Source organism: Marinomonas sp., from assembly GCF_965225885.1.
Classification (GTDB): domain Bacteria; phylum Pseudomonadota; class Gammaproteobacteria; order Pseudomonadales; family Marinomonadaceae; genus Marinomonas.
Genome location: NZ_OZ245329.1, coordinates 3870042 through 3892016, shown reverse-complemented (window position 1 = coordinate 3892016; position 21975 = coordinate 3870042). Strand labels below are relative to the sequence as shown.

The window sequence follows — 21975 nt, the reverse complement described above, 5'->3', positions numbered from 1 at the left end:
TTGTAGAATGCGAGCAGAAATGTGGCGGCTTTATCGACACCTTATATTTGGCGGTATTGTCATTGTAGCGTGTTGTTACGCTATTTTGGAGTTTACTCAGATTCGATTTGGTGTATCTAGAGAAGAGCAGTTACTCGATGTAGATGCTGAAATAAGCTCTGCTTTGCTTCTGTCTGGTATTAGTCAATCGCTTCCAGAATCTCAGTTCAACTGGACTATTCAGTCTAAAGATAATCCTTCTATTTCAACCATTGCCTTTCTCATTGCTGGAAAGAAATGGTTGAAACTCCCTAATGATAGTTATCAAATAACGTTTGGAAAACCTGATGCACCAGTTTTGACTGGGCGTACCGAATCCGGTGATTCTCTGTTCAAAATAGACTCTTTATTAAGGCTTTTTTTATTAAGCAATGAAATAAGTTATGCGGATAAAATTCGTTTAATTGAGAGTATGCCTTGCATTTCCTCAGAGCCAACTTCTATTAAGTCTGAAGTCCCATTAACGAATGTTTCTTTGGTTCGTGGTAGAGACACCGAATATGGTTTTATTTGGAAAGATGAAGAAACGCAAAAAGTCATTTTTTTATCTATTAGTAATAATGACACAACTTCTTTGGGATTAATTGCGGTAGTGGTTGTCGGTGTTGGTATCACGATTATGTTGATGCTGATTTGGCGAGAGCTTATCTCATTGGATTTTAAGCGTAAGACTTTTGAAAGTATTACGCGTCAAATTGCCCGCGGTCGTAGTGGTTTACCAAAAGGAATTCCTGACAGTAGTGGCACTTTGAAGGAGTTAGCTTATTCATTTGATTCCATGTCTTCTCATATTCAGCGATTGTTAAAAGTACAGCGAGAAATGATAAATGCCATTTCTCATGAATTAAGAACACCTATTGCCCGTTTGAGATTTGGGTTAGAGGTGATGAAAGATGAAGTTGACGATGATGTTGCCAAGACGATTGAAGCCCTTGAAGGGGATGTTGAAGAACTAAATACACTTGTTGATGAAGTTTTGACTTATGGCAAATTAGAGGCTGGATCATTGGCTCTTAATTTTAAAGAGCTTTCCATTTCTCAGTTGGTTGGCGATATTTTACAGCATAATCATTTGTTGCTTCAGCATCTCAGTGTCGAGACGAACATTGATGAAACAGATTTGGTTTTAGCGGACGAGCATCATTTGAGTCGAGCGTTGCAGAACCTTATTTTAAATGCCGCAAAATATGCAGCAGGTAAAATTGTCATTTCATTTTCTCATGATGAAGAGCGTTGGCAGTTAGATATTGAGGATGATGGCCCTGGTATCGCCTTTGAAGACAGAGATAAGGTTTTTATCCCGTTCCAACGATTAGATAATAGTCGCACACGAGCTTCTGGTGGCTATGGGTTGGGTTTGGCGATTGTTCAGCGTATTGCTTTTTGGCATGGTGGCGCGGTGTTGATTGATGCTAGTGAGTCTGGTGGGGCTAAATTTAGTTTGATTTGGTCGCGTAATCAGCACCAGAACTCTCTGTCCTGATGCTGGAGTAATTACTTCGTTCATTACATCATATAAGCGGTGGTCTTGAGCGAAGTGTTATAGATCAGGCGCTAGAATTCCCTTTAGATTTTTAAAGCAGGTTTTTGATGCGGTAGAAATAAGATCTTCCATGTAGGCGTTTTCACGCTGATCCTTTCTTATTGCCAAGTAGAGCTTGCACCAAACACCTTCTTCGCCCAGCGACTTTGTAATCACATATTGTCTGTTGGTGTATTCAGTTAATGCCCAATTGGGCAAGCAACAAACACCGCGACCACTTGCCACTAACTGCATCATCATCAGCGTTAGTTCGCTATGGCGAATTTTAGCAGGCGACACGTCAGCCGGGTTTAAAAAGTGTTTAAAGATATCCAATCGCTCTGTTTCTACCGGATAGGTAATAAGTGTTTCTTTTTTGAAGTCTTCAGGTGTTAGAAATTCTTTCTTTGCTAAGGCGTGATGTCGGGACAAGGCAACCTGAGACTCATATTGAAACAATGGAATGTATTCGATATTGGGAATGTCTTGCGGGTCGGATGTCACGACTAAATCCAAATCGCCACGAGCAAGAGCTGGCAACGGCATGAAGCCAAAAGCGGTAGAAAGATCTAGCTCGACATCAGGCCAGTGTTCGCGAAAATGGTCAATGGTTGGCATCAGCCATTCGTAACAGCTGTGGCATTCAATCGCAATGTGTAAGCGGCCACTTTCCCCTTCAGCAAAGCGTTGAATATCACGTTGAGCAGAACGAAAAGAGAGTAGCACGTCATCGGCTAATTGTAATAAGCGCAGGCCAGCACTGGTAAAACGAACAGGTTTTGTTTTTCGAATGAAAAGCGGACAGCCTAATTTTTCTTCTAAATCTTTAAGTTGATGAGATAAAGCTGATTGCGTTAAGTGAACTCGTTCAGCGGCTTCGACTAAGCTGCCAGTTTCTCGGAGGGCGGTCAGTGTTTTTAAATGCCTAACTTCAATAATGCTCATAGTAATTCACTGTTGGTACGTCCTTTCAACGTTTAGAAGCTCAATGCTTGGGTGCAAAAAAAAGCTCGTAGGAAAAATTGATCCTTACGAGCTTTGTTATTGTGTTAGCGGCACAGCAAAAATTCAAGTAGTGCTTTTTGCGCATGTAAGCGGTTTTCTGCTTCATCCCAAACGACACAGTCTGGATGATCGATAACGTCAGCGGAAACTTCTTCGCCACGGTGAGCCGGCAGGCAGTGCATGAATAGAGCATCTTGATTCGCTTTGGCCATCAGCTCTGTATTCACTTGGAAGCCATCGAAGTCTTTTAGGCGCTGTTCCTGCTCGTCTTCTTGACCCATAGATGCAAACACGTCAGTAACGATTAGATCAGCGCCTTTGGCCGCTTCATGAGCGTCATGAAGTACTGTCACTCGATCACTGTGTTCTGCAACCAATTCTGCATTGGGCTCATAACCTACAGGGCAAGCAACCACTAGATGGAAGTCGAGCATGGCGGCGGCGTTAATGTAGGAATTGCACATGTTGTTACCATCGCCAACCCAAACGACTTTTTTGCCTTCGATAGAGCCGCGATGCTCCTGATAGGTTTGCATATCAGCAAGCAGCTGGCATGGGTGATAGTCGTCAGTCAAAGCATTAATGACAGGAACGGATGAGTATTTGGCAAACGTTTCGACGGTTTTGTGATCAAAGGTTCTGATCATTACCGCATCGACCATGCTTGAAATAACGCGTGCGCTGTCTTCAACGGGTTCGCCACGTCCCAACTGAGTATCACGAGAGGAAATAAATAGCGCATGGCCACCAAATTGAGCCATGCCTGCTTCAAAAGAAACTCGAGTTCGAGTAGATGACTTTTCAAAAATCATCGCTAAAACTCGGTTTTTCAGCGGTTGAAATAGAGTGCCTTCGTGATGGATTTTCTTAAGCTCTGTGGCTCGTAGTAATAATTGTTTTAACTCGTCAGAAGATAGATCCTTCAGAGTAAGAAAATGTCTAGGCGACACGCTAGGACTCCTTGTATGTCTTTAAAAAAGGGAATCGACCAATTTAATACACTCAGGTAGACGAGTAAAGGGCAATTAACAAGAGAAAGTACAAAGGAAAGCTTCTTTTTGGGGTTGTAAATACACCACGAGACCCAATAAACTGATGCAAGTTTAATGAATTTAATAGACTTGAATTTAGTAAGGGCATTAATAATTTGTTTGTTCTTACCAAAAACAGTTGCAGAGCGAGGTTTTTAACATGAGTAATACAATCGAAACAATTAAAGAGCAGATTAGCAGTAACGATATTTTGTTGTATATGAAAGGCAACCCTCGCGCGCCACAATGTGGGTTTTCATCTCAGGCGGTACAAGCGCTAATGTCCTGTGGTGAGCGTTTTGCATTTGTAAATATTCTAGATAATCCTGATATTCGTGCTGAGCTACCAAAATTTGCTAACTGGCCAACTTTCCCGCAGCTTTGGGTGAAAGGTGAGTTAGTCGGCGGCTGCGATATTATCGTTGAAATGGCTGCTAACGGTGAGTTACAGACTTTGATTAATGAAGCAGTCGGTTCTTCTTCTGAAGAGTAAGTTTTTATGTCACTTATAATATAAGTGACATAATTGAGTTAAACATTAGCCTTTAAATATTAAGCAATAAAAGGAGACGTTAAAGATGTCTATTTTAGTTGGTAAAAAAGCCCCAGATTTTACAGTTCCAGCCGTATTGGCAGATGGTCAAATCGTTGATTCTTTCAACCTTGCTGAAACGATTAAAGGCAAATACGCAATTGTGTTCTTCTATCCACTAGATTTCACATTCGTATGTCCTTCAGAAATCATCGCTATGTCTCACCGCATGGATAAATTCCGTGAAATGGGCGTAGAAGTTATCGGTGTTTCTATCGATTCTCACTTTACCCACAACGCTTGGCGTAATACGCCAGTTGAGCAAGGTGGTATCGGTGCCGTTGAATACACACTAGCAGCCGATATGGATCATGCGATTGCAAAAGCATACGGCATTGAGTCTGAAGGTGGAGATTCTTACTACCCAGCTGGTGTTGCGATGCGTGCCTCTTTTGTTATCGACCAAAAAGGTATTGTTCGTTCACAAGTCGTAAACGATGAGCCAATTGGTCGTAACATGGATGAATTGGTACGTGTCGTTGATGCTCTGCAATTCTTCGAAGAAAATGGTCAAGTTTGTCCAGCTGGCTGGAACAAAGGCGATAAAGGTATGAATACCTCACCTGAAGGTGTTGCGTCTTACCTTGCTGAAAACTCTAAATCTCTATAAGACCCACGTTTTATAGTCGAACAACGCCTGCTATTGAAAGATAGCGGGCGTTTTTTGTTTTAATAGATAGTTTTAGAAGCTTTTATAACTCATAAAGTTCAAGAGGCAAGCCGTCCGGATCAGCAAAAAAGGTAAAACGCTTGCCGGTCAGCTCATCTAATCGAATGTCTTCCGTAGCGACACCTTGTTGATTTAAATGTTTAATACAGCTTTCTAAATCCTCTACTGCAAAGGCGAGATGCCTTAAACCTTGGGCTTCAGGATGAGAAGGGCGCGCTGGTGGCGATGGAAAGGAAAATAGTTCAATCTGTTGTTGCTCGTTAATGGCAATATCCAATTTATACGACTGACGCTCTTTTCTGTAGGTCTCTGCAATTATACGAAAGCCAAGAATCTCACTATAAAAACGTTTTGAGACCAAGTAGTCAGAGCAAATAATGGCGACGTGATGAACATGAGAAACCTTGAACATAGTTTTGTGTCTTCTTCTGGTTCTTATTATTTGGCTTGGGCTTTTAGCTCGTTTGCCACATCAATGACTTGTCTTCTGAACCAAATATGACTGGCATCGTGATGCAGTAATGGACTCCAAATCATTTTTAGTTCAATTTGTGGAATATCGAATGGTGGATCAAGAATAACTAAATCAGGGTTCTTTTTATTGACCATGGCGACTTTTTTAGGAAGTGTTGCAATAAGATCTTGCTCAAGAGCCAAGTGCATCGCGGTATGGTAGCTTCTGGTAAACACTCGAATGCTGCGTTTATGATCAAGAGCTTGTAGTGCCTCATCAACCCAGCCTAATTTCTGTACGTCATTTGGGTCCATGCCGACACCCACTCCGAAGCCTGTTTTACTCACCCAAATATGCTGAGCTTGTAAGTAAGCATCAATGTCAAAATGGTCTTTGATCGGGTTCTTTGAACTCATCATGCAAACAAAAGTATCAAACCAAACACTTTTTTGATGGAAGGACTGAGGCAATTCTTCAAAACGGTTAATGGCCATATCGATTTTACCCGCTTCAACATCGTGAAAGGTGACATCGCTCGGCGTCATGATATCGAGAGTAATGCCAGGTGCAAATTCCCGTAGACGATTGAGTAATCGTGGAATAACGGTTGAAGCTGCATAGTCACTCGCCATGATACGAAACACACGAGTACTGATGCTTTCATTAAAGTCGGCTTCTGGTTGTAGCGCTTCTTCGAGCTCAAGCAATACTTTGCGTACGATCGGCTGCAGGCGTAAGGCTTTTTCCGTTGGCTTCATGCCTTCGCTGGTACGAACGAGCAGAGGATCGCTCAGCAAGTCTCTTAGTCGCTTTAAGCCATTACTCATTGCTGGCTGTGTGATGTTTAGCTGGTTGGCAGAGCGTGTGACGTTGCATTCTCTTAGCAAGACATCGAGATAAATAAGAAGATTAAGATCAATTTTATTAATATTCATACTTTTTATATTATTCGCAGAGTTTATATGTTGTATGAATTTATTGTATTGACCTTTGCGCAAACTTCAACCGCAAATGCTAAATATTCTAGCAAAGGTCTCAAAAAGTATATTTTAGATATTTGATAGGATTGGTACGGCGCAGCATAAGTCGATAAAACGCTGAGCGTTCTGGGTGAGTGCGGTGTTTTTTGGTGTGACAATCAGTAGGTTTCGATTGAGCTCTAATGGTGTTTGATAAAGTCGTATTAGCCCAGAGTTTAGTTCCTGAGATATCGCCATACGTGACAGGCAGCCAAGTCCCATTTGATGAATGACGGCTTGTTTCACTGCTTCCATGTGAGCAAGGGAAAGCACCACATTAAGCTGTGGGATTTGAGCTGCTGTGGCTTGTTCCAATATATTGCGAGTACCAGAGCCGGATTCACGCATTACCCAGCTGGCTTCTTTTAAGTCTTCCCACGATAAATTTTCAGGACGTTCTTCTTCGGCGGAACCAAATACCACGAGCTCGTCTTTTAGCCAGACTTGCGTCATTAATTCTGCGTGTTGGCAGTAGCCTTCGATAAAACCGACTTCGGCCTTACCTGTCAGCAATTGTTGAATCACACTTTGCGTATTGCCAATATCCAAATTAAAACGGATATTGGGATGCTGACGTTTAAACAAAGACATTTGTTTAGGCAGTAGATAATTGCCCACACTCACGCTGGCGGCCAAATGCAACGAGCCACTGAGCTCATCTTCGCTGCCCATACTCTCGATTTGCTCTATCTGACTAAGAACAGCGCGAGCCTGAGGAAGAAGGTGTCTAGCTTGAGGTGTTATTTGTAAGCGTTTGCCATGGCGACGAAAAAGAGGGCGACCCAAAAGGGCTTCTAGCTCTCTTAATGCTTGGCTTGCAGCCGGCTGGCTAATCGAGACCATCTCTGCTGCTGCAGTAACAGAACCTGTGTGCACAACTGCTTCAAATATTTGTAATTGTCTAAGTGTGATTCGCATTTGGCTATTGTAGCTCTGTTTCTGTTTTGATGAGTAGTGCTATTCACTATGTACGTTATAAATATGAGAAGAGATGAAAAAAATCAGGCAATTGATTGTTTATTTTAGTTTTATGGTATGAAATATGCTTCATTCTTAGCTGATAAACTCAGTACTGAATTGAATGTGGTCTGTGTTATTCGCTTCCACAAGAAGCGTTTTTTACAAATCTTTGTTATTAACCAAAAGTTAATACGGCTCTTGTTAAGGATATTTTATGAAAACCACTCATCGTTGGCTCTCTATCATAGAGGGTTGTCTACTTGTTGCTTTAGGCTTACACATTCTGAATTCTGCTGGATTGCTCATTAGCGGCACGGCTGGTGCTGGAATGATTCTATTGCGGGTTACCGATTTATCTTTTGGGCAGCTATTTTTCTTGCTCAATATCCCTTTTTATATTTTAGCTTGGTACACATTAGGTCGAGATTTTACCTTGCGTACTTTTGCTAGTATCAGTTTGCTGTCTTTACTTTCTGAGCTGATGAAACAATATGTTGTACTATCGATGCATCCTCTTTTATCGAGTGCCTTAGGTGGTTTGTTGGTCGGTTTTGGATTGATCATCTTGTTCCGACATAATGCTTCTTTGGGCGGCTTAAACATTTTATCTGTTTTTTTAGAGCGCCGATTTGATATTCATGCCAGTAAAACAACATTGGTTGCGGATATTGCCGTTTTGATGGCGGCAGTGGTGTTTCTTGATTGGAGCCATTTGGGTTATTCATTGCTTGCCTTCTTGTTATTAAGCTCTGTCGTTGGTCGTTACCATCGTCCACCTAAATGGGCGCAAATGGTTATCCAGGATGCTAAAGCGTAAATTCCAGATAAAAAACCTTTCTACATTCCTTCATTTAGTTTTTGTGAGCATGCGCTAGAAGTGGACTAGACATGATCTGAATTGGTGCGTGCTCTGTATCTTAAATAGGTTTTTATAAAGCCTTGTCAGTGTTTTCTCTAGGTGTCTGGTCGAGAGTCTTTCATTAGGAAACTCGACGTTACAATTCTCTACAAGCCATCGTTTTGCTTCGTCGTATAGTATGACTTTATCTTGTGCTTAAATTTTTGATCCAATTTATATTCTAGATTTTTATATGGATGACTTAGATGGATATTCAGTAAGAAACAGGGTTAATATTTCAGTGTATTGCTTAAAAATTGTTCGATTGTGGCGTCTTAATTACTTTATTGAAGTGATTGTTAAATCATAGAAAAGGCATAGCTAGGTATGAAACAGTTTCCAACGGTGTTAATTGTCGATGATGTTCCAGAGAATTTGCGCGTTTTAAAGGAAGTGATGGATGCATTGGATTGCCAAATTTCTGTGGCAAATTCCGGCGAACGAGCTTTGGAGCTACTAGAACGAACCCAGCCATGCTTGATTTTACTAGATGTCATGATGGGCGGTATTGACGGGTTCGAAACCTGCCGTCGAATTCGATGTCATCCGCAGCATAAAGATGTGCCTATTATTTTTGTGACTGCATTAGCGGATGACATCAGCCGTGGCTTTGAGGCTGGTGGTAATGATTACATCAGCAAGCCTATCCGAATTGAAGAAGTTCGCTCCAGAGTTCAGCATCAGTTAGAAAAATTCCAATTGCTGAATGAGTTAAGAGAGCTTACCTCTTCTTTAGAAGAAAAGGTTCGTGAGCGGACGGCAGACCTTAACTTAGCGAATCGAAACCTCAGAAAAGAAGTAAATGAAAGACGTTATATGCAAGATCGACTGAAGTATCTTGCTCAGCATGATTTCGTTACTCAACTCTATAACCGCGACGCGTTAGACGAACACATTTCTCATCTCATTTCTGGCGTTCAAGCTAAAACCGCTGAACACATACCGTATTTTATTTTAATCGACGTGAACGAATTTCGTCTGATAAACGATTCATGTGGTTGTATCGCTGGTGACGAATTGTTGCATCAACTAGCGATCATGATGAGTGAGCTTGCCGACCCTCAACGAGATTTCTGTGCGCGTTTAAGCGGTGATAAATTTGCCATTGTCATCAGTCAAGGCGGTGATGAGGCGGTCGAGTCTTTTTTTCGTTTACTCCAACAAGGTTTCAAGGGCTTTGCATTTGTTTGGGACGAGCGTCAGTTCCGAATGACGGTGACGCAAGTTGCCATTCCTATCACACTTGATATGGTGTCTTTTGAGCAAATGGTGATGCTGGCCGATGAGATTTGCTACTCAAGCAAAAAGTCGGGCGTGCATTCGAGAATTATTAGGAATGCCAAAGACCTTGCTTATGATGAACATAGAGGCAATTTAAACTGGGGACTGCGTATTATTGACGGCCTCGATAAAGATTTATTTGAAGTGCATTTTCAACAAGTGTGCTCATTGATGAACGATGAACCGAAAAAGAAAATAGAAATTCTAGTTCGACTGAAAGACGAAGAAACGGGCGGTTTAATTTACCCTAACGATTTTATCCGAGCGGCAGAACGCTTTGGTATCGTCTCCAAAATAGATCGCTGGGTGATTAACAATACCATGCAACAACTGGCAGAGCGTGCTGGTTTGTGGGACGAAATTGATCAAGTGGCATTAAATGTGTCGGCGCTGTCGGTGCGACAGTCGAATTTTGCTGAATTCATTATTGAGCAATTGGAACATTACCAATTAGATGGCCGTAAATTCTGCTTTGAAATTACTGAAACTGAAGCACTAAACAATTTCGCGGACACACGCCGCTTCATGGCTTTGCTTCATGAGCATGGCTGCACCATCGCATTAGATGACTTCGGCACGGGCTTTTCGTCTTTTGCCTATCTGATGGACTTGCCTTTTGACCTGATTAAGATTGATGGCATGTTTATTAAAGACATGCATGTCAATGAAATCCACTACGGCATGGTCGATTCGATTGTGAAGTTAGCCAAAATACTTAATAAACCTGTTGTGGCCGAGTTTGTCGAAAACCAACGTATTGTAGATAAGCTCAAGCTGCTTGGTGTTGAGTGGGGACAAGGGTATTTTTTTCATAAACCAGAAAAACTTTAACTCAGCTTCTGCTGCTTTAGGGATTAATCATGGATATCGAGTTTCCCATTTTACTCAAAGTGTTTGTTGGCCTGTTTTGTCTAACGGCTTTTGTCTTGGTTGCTGTGCAACTCGCTTTTCTTTTTCGTTTTAAATCATTACAGCGTCGTTATTCAAGAGCGATTTTGGCAACCAACGCTGGTGTCTGGGAATGGTTTCCTGAAACAGATCGCTTGTATGCTTCCTCTGAATTCTTTATGCAACTTGGCTTTGAAGAGCAAAAAACGCCTAAGCGCATTGAAGATTGGTTGGCTTTTTTATCTTCAGAAGATCAAATTACTTTTAATATCTGGAAAGCCGAGTTACTCGAACAAGAAACACATCTAGCGTCTAAATCAATACGTATACAAATTCAAAACCACCTCAATGAATGCTTCTGGATAGAAATGCGCGGTAGCGTTACACGTCGAGACAGTCATTATCGGGCTTTGAGTGTAGCGGGGGTTTTTGAGGAAATAGGACATCTAGTTGAAACTGAAAACGCCTTAATTGTTGCTCGTGAAGAATCAAGGCGCCGTGAACTTCTTTTGTCCTCATTGCTAAATAATATCCCCGACATTGTCTGGTCTAAAGATGAGCAAGGAAACTATCTTGATTGCAATCAGGCTTTTTTAGATTTTAATCAACTGACTGCCCAAGAGATAAAAGGGAAAAGTGATTTGGATTTAAATCTGGATGGTAAAGGTGAATATTATCAAAGTATGGATGGCATCCCCTTACAGACTGGCACAACCCACCACGAACAGACATGGGGTTATCCTATAAATGGTGGAGACCCGCGTTTGTTTGAGGTTCATCTTGTTCCAGTGATTGAACCTTCTATTAACTTTCGTGGCACTTTAGGGATTGCTCGTGATATTACTGAGCACCATCTGTTGTTTAACCAGCTTAAGTTGTTTAAAAGTTTTGCCGATAATTCCGCGCAAGGCTTTGCCATGGCTACTTTAGAGGGTGATATTACTTACCTTAATAAAAAAATCCGCATGCTTCTTTGTGTAGATGAAGAGGCCAGTGACGCCTCTGTAGCAAAATTTAATTATCTTGAGTTCTACCCTGAGGTTAGCCAGAAATTCCTCAAAGATACTGTGATTCCTTATGTTAGAGAACATGGCGTTTGGGAAGGAGAACTGCAGGCCAAAAGTTTAGCGGGTCATACTTTTGCCACTTACGAGACTTATTTTTTGTTGCGCGATGAAAACGGCAAGGCAACCTCTGTCGGCGACATCATGAGTGATATTACCGAGCAAAAAAGTGTATCTCTACAGTTGGAACAAGCCAAAGAAGCGGCAGAGCAAGCCAGTCAGGCGAAGAGTCACTTTTTAGCCAATATGAGTCATGAAATTCGGACGCCGCTAAATGCCATTATTGGCTACGCACAACTGATTAGTGAAGATAATCAATTATCCGGCGTTTCTCGAACACGTTTTTTATCTATTGCCAGTGCCGGAAACCGTTTATTAGGCCTAATTAACGATATTTTAGACATAGCTCGAATAGAGTCTGGACGACTTGTGCTACACGAGCAAAAAACCAACCTTTGTCGCGAAGTGAGTCAGATAGGGAAACTTTTTCAAGGACAAGCGCAGGAAAAGGGTCTAGATCTTATTGTTGAGTGCGATATTGATGAGCGTCAGTTTGTTTGGATCGACCCGGTTAAATTCCAGCAAATAATTACCAACCTCCTTGGAAATGCCGTGAAGTTTACCGTTCAGGGTTATGTAAAGGCCGTTGTTCAAATTGTAGAAGACCGTATCCACGTCAGCATTGAAGATACAGGGCCGGGAATAGAAACCGAACTTATGGAGCATCTGTTTACGCCGTTTGTACAGGGGAAAGCGGGTGAGGCATCTGGTGGGACTGGGTTAGGCTTGTCCCTATCGACGACCTTGGTCAAACTTATGAACGGTACTTTGTCTGTTAAAAGTAGCGAGGGTGTCGGGACACAAATTATTGTTGATTTACCCTTGTCTAAAGTGGAAGACGACGAATCGATTGACAGTGATGAGCAAGATACCTTGCTTAATATGAGACTTAATAATCCCATCAGAGTCTTGGTGGCGGAAGATGATGAATGGTCGCGAGACATTCTGGTGTCTTTGTTGGAAAAAGCTGGTTGTCAGATCATAGAGGCTGAAGATGGCGAACAAGCCATAAAAGCCTTCAAAGCGAATTCTCCGGACTTAGTGATGACTGACATACGAATGCCTAACAAAACCGGCATAGATTTATTAAAATTCATTCAGCAGGAAGACCAGGAGCAATTAATTCCTGTCATAGCGGTAACGGCATCGACATTGGTGCATGAACAGCAAGCATTATTGGACGATGGTTTTTGGCAAGTCATCGCCAAACCCTATCAAATAGAAGAGATTTACAAAGCCTTAGTGGCACATCTTGATGTGAGGTTTGTGCCGATTATTGAAACTACGGCAAGACAAAACGATTCGCATGAATTGTTTGATGGCGAAATTCAGCCTGCTGAACCAACAGAGCCATCACGACAGTTAAGCCTAGAAGATTGGCAGCCACTATTGCTCGCTGCACAAAGTGGCGATGTGCAAACCACCGAAGAGGTATTTCAGCTCTTGCGCCAGTCATTGCCTTCTAATCAACAAAAAGCCATTCAAACGGCGATCAATCAGTTTGATTTAGGTTTGGTAGAAACACTGATTGATAAGTATCAGACAGAGAACAAATAACCCGCACCGTTTCTCCACAGTCATGCGTTTCGTTCAAGCCATGCTGAAAGCTTTCGGTTTGACAGGAATCTGCTGCCTAGTTAAGGTCAAACAAGACAAATCATAGAGAAAACGCTTACAATAGACGGCTTATGTTTTCCTTTTGACCTTAACGAACCGCAACAGGTAGTTCAATGACCCGTTTAGCCTCTAGTGACTTTCCTTTTACCGCCGTGGCGGGGCAAGAGCCGCTTAAGTTGGCGTTGATTTTATGTGCGATTAATCCGCAAATTGGTGGTGTCTTGATCAGCGGTCCGCGTGGATCGGCAAAGTCTACTTTAGCGCGTGGTTTGTCTGGCGTCATGCCAGCGTTACAGGGTGAAGAATCTGTTCCTTTTGCCACTCTACCTCTTGGTACCAGCGAAGATCGGTTGCTTGGTGCGTTGGATTTAGAGCACGTTTTGCAAGACAAGCAAGTCGCTTTTAAGCCCGGCTTATTGAGTAAAGCCCATGGCGGCGTCTTGTATGTGGATGAAGTAAATTTATTGGCAGACCATTTAGTTGACCAACTTTTAGATGTGTCCGCCAGCGGTGTGAATCGTGTTGAGCGTGATGGCATAAGCCATGAACACGCCGCGCGTTTTTTATTGGTTGGCACCATGAATCCAGACGAAGGTGAATTGCGTCCACAATTAAAAGATCGCTTTGGCCTCATGGTGGAGTTGATTAATCAATATAGTCTTGAAGAGCGCGTACAGATTGTCCGTCTGCGAGACGAATACGATCAAGACTCTCAAGCATTTTGCGATGCCTTTAAATACAAACAACGAAATCTTAAAAATAGCATTCGTTTAGCAAGACAAGCCTTGGCACAAGTGCGTTGTTCTGATGAATTACGTTTAGAAGTGGCGACTCGCTGCCAGTTAGCAAACATCGATGGCGTGCGTGGTGACATCGTTTGGATTCGAGCGGCGATGACACATGCTGCGTGGCGTGGCGCAAAAGTCGTTGCTTTGGACGATATTCAAACGGTGGAAGATTTAGTATTGGCACATAGGCGCCAAGCTAAAGCTCAGAACCAGTCACAGCCACCAAACCCACCGCCATCTCGTCGTCCTGATAGTTCGCGTTCATCTTCGCCTTCACAAAACAAAGGTAATCAGCCACAAGATCAAGAAAGCTCTCAAGACAATCAGACGAATGAGCAAAATGATTCAAGTGAATGGGGCGGTATGCCGCCACAAGTACTTGCTAGCAGCGCACCGATTAATGTCGCTATTCATGATGAGTCGACCGAAAGACATTCAGCTCACACTCGTATTGATGAGGTGACGCCGGGAAAGCGCAAAGGCAAGCAACTGGGCGGTTATCGTCCTGATGTTGCGTCATCTGTTGATCTTCAATCAGCGGATGGCATTGATTGGTTTCGCAGCATCGTTAGTCAGCCACAAGAATGGCCACCGAAAAACCTCACTCATAAGCCAGCGAAAACCGGTCAATCCGTTTTGCATTTGGTGTTGTTAGATACCTCGGCGTCAACCTTGAGCCAAGGCGTTTTTGCCCAAGCCAAAGGGGTGATTTTAGACATTGCCAACCGTGCGTATTTAGCTCGAGAACAGATTGCTATTTTAGGCTTTGGACAAGATAGCGTGTCGTCGATTTTGCCAAAAGTTCGCGCACCAAAGGAAATCTCCGACTTATTAAACGATTTAGGCGCCGGCGGCGGTACGCCTTTTCGTATTGCCATGGAAAACGCCAGCCAGTATTTGGCGAACCAACACAAGGCAACGACTGGCTTACACAGCCAAACTTACATACTGACTGACGGACGCACTCAAGCGGATGTGTCGGATCTTGTTTTACTAGGCAACACGGTATTGATCGATACTGAAAATGCGCCGGTTAAGCGTGGCCGAGGTCAGGATATTGCCCAGCATTTGGGTGCACAATATGTTTTATTGAATTCGCTTGTAGAGACTGCTTTATGACCATTTCCGTTGTTCATTGTCCGGCGTTATTTTTGACGGCGCCCGCGTCGAATCAGGGTAAAACCACCATTACTGCGGCCTTAGCACGTTATTTTACCAATCAAGGCAAGGTGGTTCGCGTGTTTAAAACGGGTCCAGACTACCTTGATCCACAAATTCTAGCGCAAGCATCCAAACAGCCCGTTGAACAACTTGATATCTGGATGGCGGGCGAAAATTATTGCCAAGACAAACTCTACCAAGCTGCACAAGAAGCAGATTTAATTTTGGTAGAAGGCGCTATGGGCATGTTTGATGGTGAACCCTCCAGTGCTGATTTGGCAGCCCGATTTGGTATTCCTATGGCGATTGTTATGGATGTCAAAGGCATGGCGCAAACCGCCGCCGCAGTAGCGACTGGCTTGGCGAATTTCCGTGATGACGTGCAAGTTGCCGGATTGATTGCCAACCGATGTGGCAGCGAACGCCATGCAGAATTGATCCGCGATGCTCTACCTGCAAGCTTGCCTTTGCTCGCAACGTTAAAGCGTGATGAAGAGATTACCTTGCCAGAGCGCCACTTGGGCTTGGTGCAAGCAGATGAAGTGAAAGATGAACTAGAAATTCGTTTCGAAGCCGCTGTGGAATGGCTCAAAGAAACCCAAGATACGGGCTTACTGGAATTACCTTCAGCCGTTGCTTTTTACCCTGCAAACCAATTAGACGCTGAACAAACCATCGAGCAAAGCTTGTTGGGTAAAACCATTGCGGTTGCTAGAGATGCTGCGTTCAGTTTTATCTACGATGCCAACCTGATTGCGCTAAAAAGCTTAGGGGCGAATCTGGTGTTTTTCTCGCCCTTGAAGGATCAAACCTTGCCCGAGGCCGATGCACTTTGGTTGCCGGGCGGCTATCCAGAGCTACACAGCAAAGCCTTGTCAGAAAACACAGCGATGCGCCAAGCGATCAAAGATTTTTACCAGACTGGCAAAGGCATTTTGGCAGAGTGTGGAGGCATGCTTTATAGCTTGGATGATCTAACCGACTTAGAAGATAAATGTTATCCCATGGTGGGGATTTTGGAAGGCCAAGGTGCGATGCGCGGCAAACGTGGCTGCCAAGGTATGCAAACCGCGGTAATTCCACAAGGCGAAATTCGTGGTCACGCTCACCATCGATCTCGCAGTGCTAACACGCCTGAACCTGTCGGCTATGGCCGTCGTCAACGACATCCCGCACCGGGCGAAGCGATTTATCAGCAGAAAGGCTTAACCGCCAGTTATTTGCACTTATTTTTTCCTTCGAATCTTGCTGTCACCGCGAAGATTTTTTTAGGAAAAGGAAACTAAAAGAATGTGGCCCGAAAGTGCTGAATCGCCCGCGCCACTGCGTACTGGTTTAACCACAGGTACATGCGCGACAGCCTGTTGCGTCGCCGCGGCACAAGCACTTTTTGCCCAAAAACAAGATTCAAGCGTGAGTGTCACTTTACCCAAAGGCAAAGTGGTCGATTTGCCTATCACTGAATACCAAGAAATAGACGGTGGCATCAAAACCGCCACTATCAAAGACGCTGGGGACGACCCAGACGCGACTCATGGCGCTACCTTGTTTGTGGAATTGAGATTGTCGCCAGAGCAAGGTGTGCGTTTCCATGCAGCGCAAGGGGTTGGCACTGTGACGCGAACAGGTTTGCTGCTTGATGTTGGTGAGCCTGCGATTAACCCAGTGCCACGAAAAATGATGACAGAACATTTAGAGGGCTTTGCGCAGACTTATCAATATTTTGGTGGTTTTGATGTGTCTGTCGGCGTGGTTAATGGCGAGCAAATCGCACAAAAAACCATGAATCCGCGTTTGGGGATTATGGGCGGACTCTCGGTTCTCGGCACAACGGGCATTGTGCGTCCTTTTTCTTGTTCGGCTTACATCGCGTCTATCCATCAAGGTATCGATGTGGCTCGGGCGAATGGCTTGACCCACATTGCTGCCACTACAGGCAACGCCAGCGAAGACGCCATAAAAAGCCATTATCAACTGGATGATATGGCCTTGATCGAAATGGGCGACTTTGTTGGTGCTGTGTTGAAACACATTAAAAAAGTCGAGCAAGCCGACTCTACCCAATTACAGACACTCAGTATTTGTGGAGGCTTTGGTAAGATCAGCAAGCTTGCTCAGCATCATATGGATTTAAATAGTCGAGCGTCTAGCATCGACCTTGGCGCTTTAGCAAAACTGGCCGCTAGTTTAGGTGCCAATGCTGATCTGCAAGAGCGCATGACAAACGCCAATACCAGCGTGGAAGCCTTGTCGTTTGCCATGTCGGAAGGTTTGCCACTGGCTGATGCCATTTGCCAGCAAGCTTTAGATTTTGCACGACAGTACATTCCAGCTCACATAGAGTTAGAAGTCTGGGCGATTGATCGCAAAGGACAATTTGTCGGTAAGGCGTTGGATGCGGATATGAGAAAGCGAGACGAGCCATGAAAATTTTATTATTGGGCGGTACAGCCGATGCTCGGCGCTTGGCTGACTCGTTACATCAAGAGGGTTTAACCGTCATCTACAGTTTGGCGGGGTTGGTTCGTGTACCAAAAGTAGACTGCCAGCTGGTGGTGGGCGGTTTCACTCAATTTGGTGGTTTGGCTCGGTATTTAAAAGACCATAAAATTGGCGCGATTTTGGATGTGACTCATCCTTATGCCCAAACCATGAGCAGCAAAGCCGTTATTGCAGCCAAAGAAGTGGGCATTGCCTGCTGGCGTTTTCATCGTCCTGCATGGCAACAAGAAGCGGGGGATCAGTGGCAGGATTACCAAGACGACGGCGATTTACTGGCTAAGCTTAATGGCTTCCGTGTGCCGCTATTAAGTGCTGGGCAGATGAGCGAAGCGTTATTAAAAGGTATTTTACAATTGCCAAGCATTGAGCGTGTTGTATGGCGAACCGCTGTGGCACCCAAGTTTGCTCTCTCTGACAAGGTCCATTGGATAAAAGCCATTGGGCCGTTTGCTTTGGACGACGAGCGTCAATTGTTAGTGGATCACGGCATTGATGTGATCGTTAGTAAAAACAGCGGCGGTATGGCGACCTATTCAAAACTTGTCGCCGCCAGAGAGTTATCTGTTCCCGTTTTATTGCATGCTCGGCCATTGTTGCCAGCGGCCGAACGTGAATTTCATGATACTGAAGATTGCTTGCAAGCTTGTATAGCGGCTTGGGGTAAGACTTGTATCCATAGTAAGAATCAACCAAAAGACAGCCAACAGTGACTTTTTCGAACGACTCTCAATACGAAAGAAAATACGAAAACAACCCTCAAGCCATTGAGCAAGACAGCTTTCGACAAATCCGCGAGCTAACTGATTTGTCTGGCTTGAGCCAAGATCAGCAGCAAGTAGTGATGCGCGTGGTGCACAGTTTAGGCTTGCCAGATGTGGCTGAACAAGTACGCTTTAGTGCCAATGCTACCCAAGCGGGTCGCGAGGCATTAGCCAACAATGGCGCGATTTTGTGCGACGTAGAAATGGTTAAGCAAGGCGTAACCAAACGCATGATAACGCAGGAACCCTTGTGCTTTTTGAATGACCCTCGTACCGCAGAGTTGGCCAAAAGCAAGGGCGAAACCCGTTCTATGGCGGCGCTGAGTTTATGGCAAGAAGCTCTGGTTGGCAGCGTGGTATTAATTGGTAATGCGCCAACCGCCTTGTTTCGTTTATTGGAAATGATAGAACAAGGTGCCCCTAAACCCGCTTTGATTATTGGTATGCCGGTGGGCTTTGTCGGCGCGGCGGAATCGAAAGACGCGCTGTGGGAAGCTCACGAGAAACTGGGTATTGAATGCATCACCTTGCTAGGTCGAATGGGGGGCAGCGCCGTGACATCGGCCAGCTGTAATGCTTTGTTGCGCTGTAATATTGGCGAGTATTATTAATGCATTCCATGAGCCTTGGTATCCGTTTTTTATTTTTGTTAATCCACCTAGCTTAATTTAATGGCATTGAATGGAAGTAGGTTTATGAAACACACACAAATGCCAATCCATGTAATCGGTTTGGGCGTTAATCAAGTAGCGCATCTGGATGAGGCGGCACAAGCGGTTTTGACGAGCTTGTCGGCGCATGATGTTGTCTTAGGTACTCCGCGTCAGCATGAAACTATTGCGCACTATGCCCATCTGGCTCGTCGTGAAGATCTGCCCAAACTCAGCATGTTGAAAGAAGCCTTTATCAATTGGCAATCCGAAGGCGCGAAAAAAGTGGTGGTTTTGGCGTCTGGCGATCCTTTGTATTACGGCATTGGCGCTTGGTTAATGCGCACTTTTTCGTTTGAAAATCTAAAGTTTCATCCGAATGTTTCCAGCATTCAAATGGCGTGTCATCGTCTTGGTTTGTCCTTGCAAGACGTACAAGTGGTGAGCTTGCACGGTCGTCCATTGGCGTCTTTGCGTCGTCATTTACAATCGAATAAAACCTTGGTGTTACTGACCGATCAATACAGCCAACCGAAACATATTGCCGAAGAATGCGTGCAAGCAGGACTGGATCAAAGCGAGATTACCGTTTGCGAAGCCTTGGGTTATCCGCAAGAAAAGGTAAGTGCTTTTATTGCGGAGTCATTTACTGACGGGGATGAGTTCGAAACCGAATTAGAATTTGATCCGCTTAATGTGGTTGTCTTGAAAACCAGCCAGCAAGCCTCTTTTTATCCAAGCTCAGTGGGTATCCCTGATACGGCTTTTGTTACGGACAAGGGAGATGGCAAAGGCATGATTACCAAGCGAGAAGTGCGTTTGGCGATTTTGTCTTACATGGACATTCAGCAAGGTGACACGGTTTGGGATATTGGCGCTGGCTGTGGTGGTGTGAGTGTAGAAATGGCCTATTGGCATCCACGCAGCCAGATTATTGCCATTGAACATCATCCAGATAGATTAGCCTGTTTAACAGCCAACCAAGAAGGTTTTGGCGTCATGCAGAATTTATCTATTGTGGCTGGTCGTGCACCAGAGGTGCTGGTGGATTTGCTTGCCGACAGCAAGAAATATAATGGCAAACCCAATAAAGTTTTCATTGGCGGCAGTGATGGCGAATTAAATGCCTTGATGACGCAGGTTTGGGAGCTATTACCCGCTGGCGGTAGCTTGATGGTTAGCGCGGTCACCGAAGAAACCAAGTGTCAGGTCATGCAATTTGCCCAACAGCGTGATGAAGCACAAGATGCCGACGAACAGAGTTTGCAGGTGTCGATTGCCAAAGGCGAGCGATTGGCAGGACAGCGATTATTTCGTCCTAGTTTGCCTGTGACGCTTTATCATTTTAGAAAATATACGGCCTCAACATCGGCTATCAATACAAATCATAAGGAAAACGCACAATGAGTGCCTCGGAAACCTCACAAAAAACAGGCCGATTCATTGGTGTTGGCGTTGGGCCAGGGGATCCAGAATTGATCACCTTAAAAGCCTTGCGTTTGATTCAGCGCGCCAGCGTGGTGAGTTATCTTGCCAACGACGAAGGTGGTTCCCAAGCGAAAAACATCGCCAGCGAAGCCTTTGCTGGCGTGACTCATGCGCAAAACGAAATTGCTATTGTGATGCCGATGTCCACAGATCGATCATTGGCTAATGAAGCCTATGACAATGGCGCAAAAGCCATTGCTAATGAATTATCACAAGGCAAAGACGTGGTTTTCTTGTGTGAAGGCGACCCGTTATTCTTCGGCTCTTTCGCTTATTTATTAGAGCGTTTAGAAGGCGATTTCCAATGCCAAGTAGTGCCTGGAGTGTCGTCAATTAACGCGGCATCGTCTGCCTTGAATCATCCGTTAACCGTATTGAAAGAATCCTTCGCTGTGGTGAGTGGTCGTCATACCGCACAGCAAATAGATATGGCATTAGAGCAACACGATAGCGTTGTCATCATGAAAGCAGGGCGTGCGCGTCCGCGTATTCTCATGGCGCTGCGTAAAACTAATCGTATGCAAGACGCGAAATACCTTGAATACATTGGTCGTGAAAACGAACGCATTGTGCGCGATGTGTCGACTTTGGAAGACAAAGCTGGGCCGTATTTTTCCTTGTTTGTGGTGACCAAAAGTGAGCGAGGCACGCGGTGATACGCTTTATCGCGTTAACGCCAGCAGGCGAAAGTCTGGCTAAAAAGTTATTGTCTAAAGGACAGCAGAATCAATGGCCCGATGCGGTAGTGGACTACAAGCCAAAACCCTTTGCCGAGTTCGTGCAAACGGCGTTTAAAAACGGTGATTGGCTGGTGTTCATCTGCGCCACTGGCATCGTTATGCGAACTCTCGCACCAGTGCTGCAAGACAAGTTTCAAGATCCGCCAGTATTGGTATTGGACGAAGAGGGTAAGTTTGTCATTCCGCTTTTGTCTGGTCATGAAGGTGGTGCGAACGAGTGGGGCGCTCAAGTGGCAAAATCCATTGGTGCACAGCTGGTGATGACCACGGCGAAACCTTACCTGAATCCTATTTACACCTTGGGAATGGGCTGCGAACGCAACTGCCCACTGGAGTTCCTTGAAAACCTGATGCTTGATGCGCTTAATCAAAAAGGCTTAACCCCAAACGATATTCACTCTCTAAACAGCATCGACATCAAGGCCGATGAAACAAACCTCATCGCTCTCGCCGCAAAATACCACTGGGACTTCAACACCTACAGCGCCCAACAACTCTCCCCAATGGAATCTCTTCTAAGTACCAAATCCGATTACATATTAAACACCGTCGGCGTTTATGGCGTCGCGGAATCCGCCGCGCTCTTGGCTGTAAAAAAAGCTGCTCAAAACGAAACTGGCACAGAACCAGAACTTGTTTTGAATAAAATCAAAAACGCCAAAGCGACCTGTGCGGTGGCGCGAGGGTTTTGTCGGTAATATAGGGTTTCGCCATTAGTAGGTATTGTGCGACAAAAAGTGACAAGCCACTAGGTTTGATCGCAATAATGTCGCTTAAAGGAAGCG

General features: G+C 44.5%; 19 protein-coding genes. 14 read left to right on the top strand and 5 right to left on the bottom strand.

The window, feature by feature from the left end; all coding sequences use genetic code 11:
• The first annotated feature begins 7 nt into the window (after window positions 1–7).
• Window positions 8–1522 carry an ATP-binding protein gene (locus ACO05V_RS18595; RefSeq protein WP_421855076.1) on the top strand — a complete coding sequence of 505 codons (1515 nt, stop codon included), beginning with the start codon at window positions 8–10 and terminating at the stop codon, window positions 1520–1522.
• A gap of 57 nt (window positions 1523–1579) precedes the next feature.
• Here the strand turns inward: ACO05V_RS18595 and ACO05V_RS18590 are convergent, their stop codons facing one another.
• A complete protein-coding gene (locus ACO05V_RS18590; protein ID WP_421857024.1) occupies window positions 1580–2500 on the bottom strand; it encodes a LysR family transcriptional regulator in 921 nt (306 codons plus the stop codon).
• Between the two features lie 110 nt (window positions 2501–2610).
• Entirely contained in the window at window positions 2611–3516 is a 906-nt protein-coding gene (gene argF / locus ACO05V_RS18585; RefSeq protein WP_421855073.1) for an ornithine carbamoyltransferase, read from the bottom strand.
• A 241-nt stretch (window positions 3517–3757) separates the two neighbouring features.
• On the opposite strand from argF, the gene grxD reads away from it, so the two are divergent.
• A complete protein-coding gene (gene grxD, locus ACO05V_RS18580) occupies window positions 3758–4090 on the top strand; it encodes a Grx4 family monothiol glutaredoxin (RefSeq protein WP_072841300.1) in 333 nt (110 codons plus the stop codon).
• 85 nt (window positions 4091–4175) lie between these two features.
• Window positions 4176–4799 carry a peroxiredoxin gene (locus tag ACO05V_RS18575; RefSeq protein WP_212916118.1) on the top strand — a complete coding sequence of 208 codons (624 nt, stop codon included), beginning with the start codon at window positions 4176–4178 and terminating at the stop codon, window positions 4797–4799.
• A gap of 82 nt (window positions 4800–4881) precedes the next feature.
• On the opposite strand, the gene ACO05V_RS18570 is transcribed toward ACO05V_RS18575, so the two are convergent.
• The 3 genes from ACO05V_RS18570 to ACO05V_RS18560 form a co-directional block, all read right to left on the bottom strand.
• Window positions 4882–5271, bottom strand: coding sequence for a VOC family protein (locus tag ACO05V_RS18570; RefSeq protein WP_421855069.1), 390 nt, complete (start codon window positions 5269–5271; stop codon window positions 4882–4884).
• A 26-nt stretch (window positions 5272–5297) separates the two neighbouring features.
• Window positions 5298–6248, bottom strand: a complete 951-nt coding sequence (locus tag ACO05V_RS18565; RefSeq protein ID WP_212916116.1) for a LysR family transcriptional regulator — start codon at window positions 6246–6248, stop codon at window positions 5298–5300.
• A 114-nt stretch (window positions 6249–6362) separates the two neighbouring features.
• A complete protein-coding gene (locus tag ACO05V_RS18560) occupies window positions 6363–7250 on the bottom strand; it encodes a LysR substrate-binding domain-containing protein (protein WP_421855066.1) in 888 nt (295 codons plus the stop codon).
• A 256-nt stretch (window positions 7251–7506) separates the two neighbouring features.
• Between ACO05V_RS18560 and ACO05V_RS18555 the strand changes: the two genes are divergently transcribed.
• From ACO05V_RS18555 to ACO05V_RS18505, 11 genes are all read left to right on the top strand, one after another.
• The gene (locus ACO05V_RS18555; RefSeq protein WP_421855063.1) at window positions 7507–8109 is read left to right on the top strand and encodes a YitT family protein; all 603 of its coding nucleotides are present in this window, start codon (window positions 7507–7509) and stop codon (window positions 8107–8109) included.
• Window positions 8110–8517: 408 nt separating this feature from the next.
• Window positions 8518–10302 carry an EAL domain-containing protein gene (locus ACO05V_RS18550; RefSeq protein WP_421855060.1) on the top strand — a complete coding sequence of 595 codons (1785 nt, stop codon included), beginning with the start codon at window positions 8518–8520 and terminating at the stop codon, window positions 10300–10302.
• A 29-nt stretch (window positions 10303–10331) separates the two neighbouring features.
• Window positions 10332–13040 (top strand): ATP-binding protein, encoded by a 2709-nt coding sequence (locus tag ACO05V_RS18545; RefSeq protein ID WP_421855057.1) that lies wholly within the window; start codon window positions 10332–10334, stop codon window positions 13038–13040.
• Between the two features lie 173 nt (window positions 13041–13213).
• Window positions 13214–15007: an ATP-binding protein gene (locus ACO05V_RS18540; RefSeq protein WP_421855054.1), complete on the top strand. Its 1794-nt coding sequence runs from the start codon at window positions 13214–13216 to the stop codon at window positions 15005–15007.
• Window positions 15004–16335: a cobyrinate a,c-diamide synthase gene (locus tag ACO05V_RS18535; RefSeq protein WP_421855051.1), complete on the top strand. Its 1332-nt coding sequence runs from the start codon at window positions 15004–15006 to the stop codon at window positions 16333–16335. The genes ACO05V_RS18540 and ACO05V_RS18535 overlap by 4 nt, the downstream gene beginning before the upstream one ends.
• 4 nt (window positions 16336–16339) lie before the next feature.
• Window positions 16340–17476, top strand: a complete 1137-nt coding sequence (locus ACO05V_RS18530; protein ID WP_421855048.1) for a cobalt-precorrin-5B (C(1))-methyltransferase — start codon at window positions 16340–16342, stop codon at window positions 17474–17476.
• Complete coding sequence (locus ACO05V_RS18525; protein ID WP_421855045.1) at window positions 17473–18261, top strand: precorrin-6A/cobalt-precorrin-6A reductase; 789 nt, start codon at window positions 17473–17475, stop codon at window positions 18259–18261. Before ACO05V_RS18530 ends, ACO05V_RS18525 begins: the two co-directional genes overlap by 4 nt.
• Window positions 18258–18923, top strand: a complete 666-nt coding sequence (locus ACO05V_RS18520) for a precorrin-8X methylmutase (RefSeq protein WP_421855042.1) — start codon at window positions 18258–18260, stop codon at window positions 18921–18923. Before ACO05V_RS18525 ends, ACO05V_RS18520 begins: the two co-directional genes overlap by 4 nt.
• Before the next feature lie 84 nt (window positions 18924–19007).
• Entirely contained in the window at window positions 19008–20369 is a 1362-nt protein-coding gene (cbiE, locus tag ACO05V_RS18515) for a precorrin-6y C5,15-methyltransferase (decarboxylating) subunit CbiE (RefSeq protein ID WP_421855039.1), read from the top strand.
• Window positions 20366–21106, top strand: a complete 741-nt coding sequence (gene cobI / locus ACO05V_RS18510; protein ID WP_421855036.1) for a precorrin-2 C(20)-methyltransferase — start codon at window positions 20366–20368, stop codon at window positions 21104–21106. The genes cbiE and cobI overlap by 4 nt, the downstream gene beginning before the upstream one ends.
• Entirely contained in the window at window positions 21103–21888 is a 786-nt protein-coding gene (locus ACO05V_RS18505) for a cobalamin biosynthesis protein (protein ID WP_421855033.1), read from the top strand. The genes cobI and ACO05V_RS18505 overlap by 4 nt, the downstream gene beginning before the upstream one ends.
• Window positions 21889–21975 lie beyond the last annotated feature (87 nt).

Coding starts and splice junctions, on each gene's coding strand:
- ACO05V_RS18595 (WP_421855076.1), top strand. CDS start 8: ATGCGAGCAGAAATGTGGCGGCTTTATCGACACCTTATATTTGGCGGT.
- grxD (WP_072841300.1), top strand. CDS start 3,758: ATGAGTAATACAATCGAAACAATTAAAGAGCAGATTAGCAGTAACGAT.
- ACO05V_RS18575 (WP_212916118.1), top strand. CDS start 4,176: ATGTCTATTTTAGTTGGTAAAAAAGCCCCAGATTTTACAGTTCCAGCC.
- ACO05V_RS18570 (WP_421855069.1), bottom strand. CDS start 5,271: ATGTTCAAGGTTTCTCATGTTCATCACGTCGCCATTATTTGCTCTGAC.
- ACO05V_RS18565 (WP_212916116.1), bottom strand. CDS start 6,248: ATGAATATTAATAAAATTGATCTTAATCTTCTTATTTATCTCGATGTC.
- ACO05V_RS18560 (WP_421855066.1), bottom strand. CDS start 7,250: ATGCGAATCACACTTAGACAATTACAAATATTTGAAGCAGTTGTGCAC.
- ACO05V_RS18555 (WP_421855063.1), top strand. CDS start 7,507: ATGAAAACCACTCATCGTTGGCTCTCTATCATAGAGGGTTGTCTACTT.
- ACO05V_RS18550 (WP_421855060.1), top strand. CDS start 8,518: ATGAAACAGTTTCCAACGGTGTTAATTGTCGATGATGTTCCAGAGAAT.
- ACO05V_RS18545 (WP_421855057.1), top strand. CDS start 10,332: ATGGATATCGAGTTTCCCATTTTACTCAAAGTGTTTGTTGGCCTGTTT.
- ACO05V_RS18540 (WP_421855054.1), top strand. CDS start 13,214: ATGACCCGTTTAGCCTCTAGTGACTTTCCTTTTACCGCCGTGGCGGGG.
- ACO05V_RS18535 (WP_421855051.1), top strand. CDS start 15,004: ATGACCATTTCCGTTGTTCATTGTCCGGCGTTATTTTTGACGGCGCCC.
- ACO05V_RS18530 (WP_421855048.1), top strand. CDS start 16,340: ATGTGGCCCGAAAGTGCTGAATCGCCCGCGCCACTGCGTACTGGTTTA.
- ACO05V_RS18525 (WP_421855045.1), top strand. CDS start 17,473: ATGAAAATTTTATTATTGGGCGGTACAGCCGATGCTCGGCGCTTGGCT.
- cbiE (WP_421855039.1), top strand. CDS start 19,008: ATGAAACACACACAAATGCCAATCCATGTAATCGGTTTGGGCGTTAAT.
- cobI (WP_421855036.1), top strand. CDS start 20,366: ATGAGTGCCTCGGAAACCTCACAAAAAACAGGCCGATTCATTGGTGTT.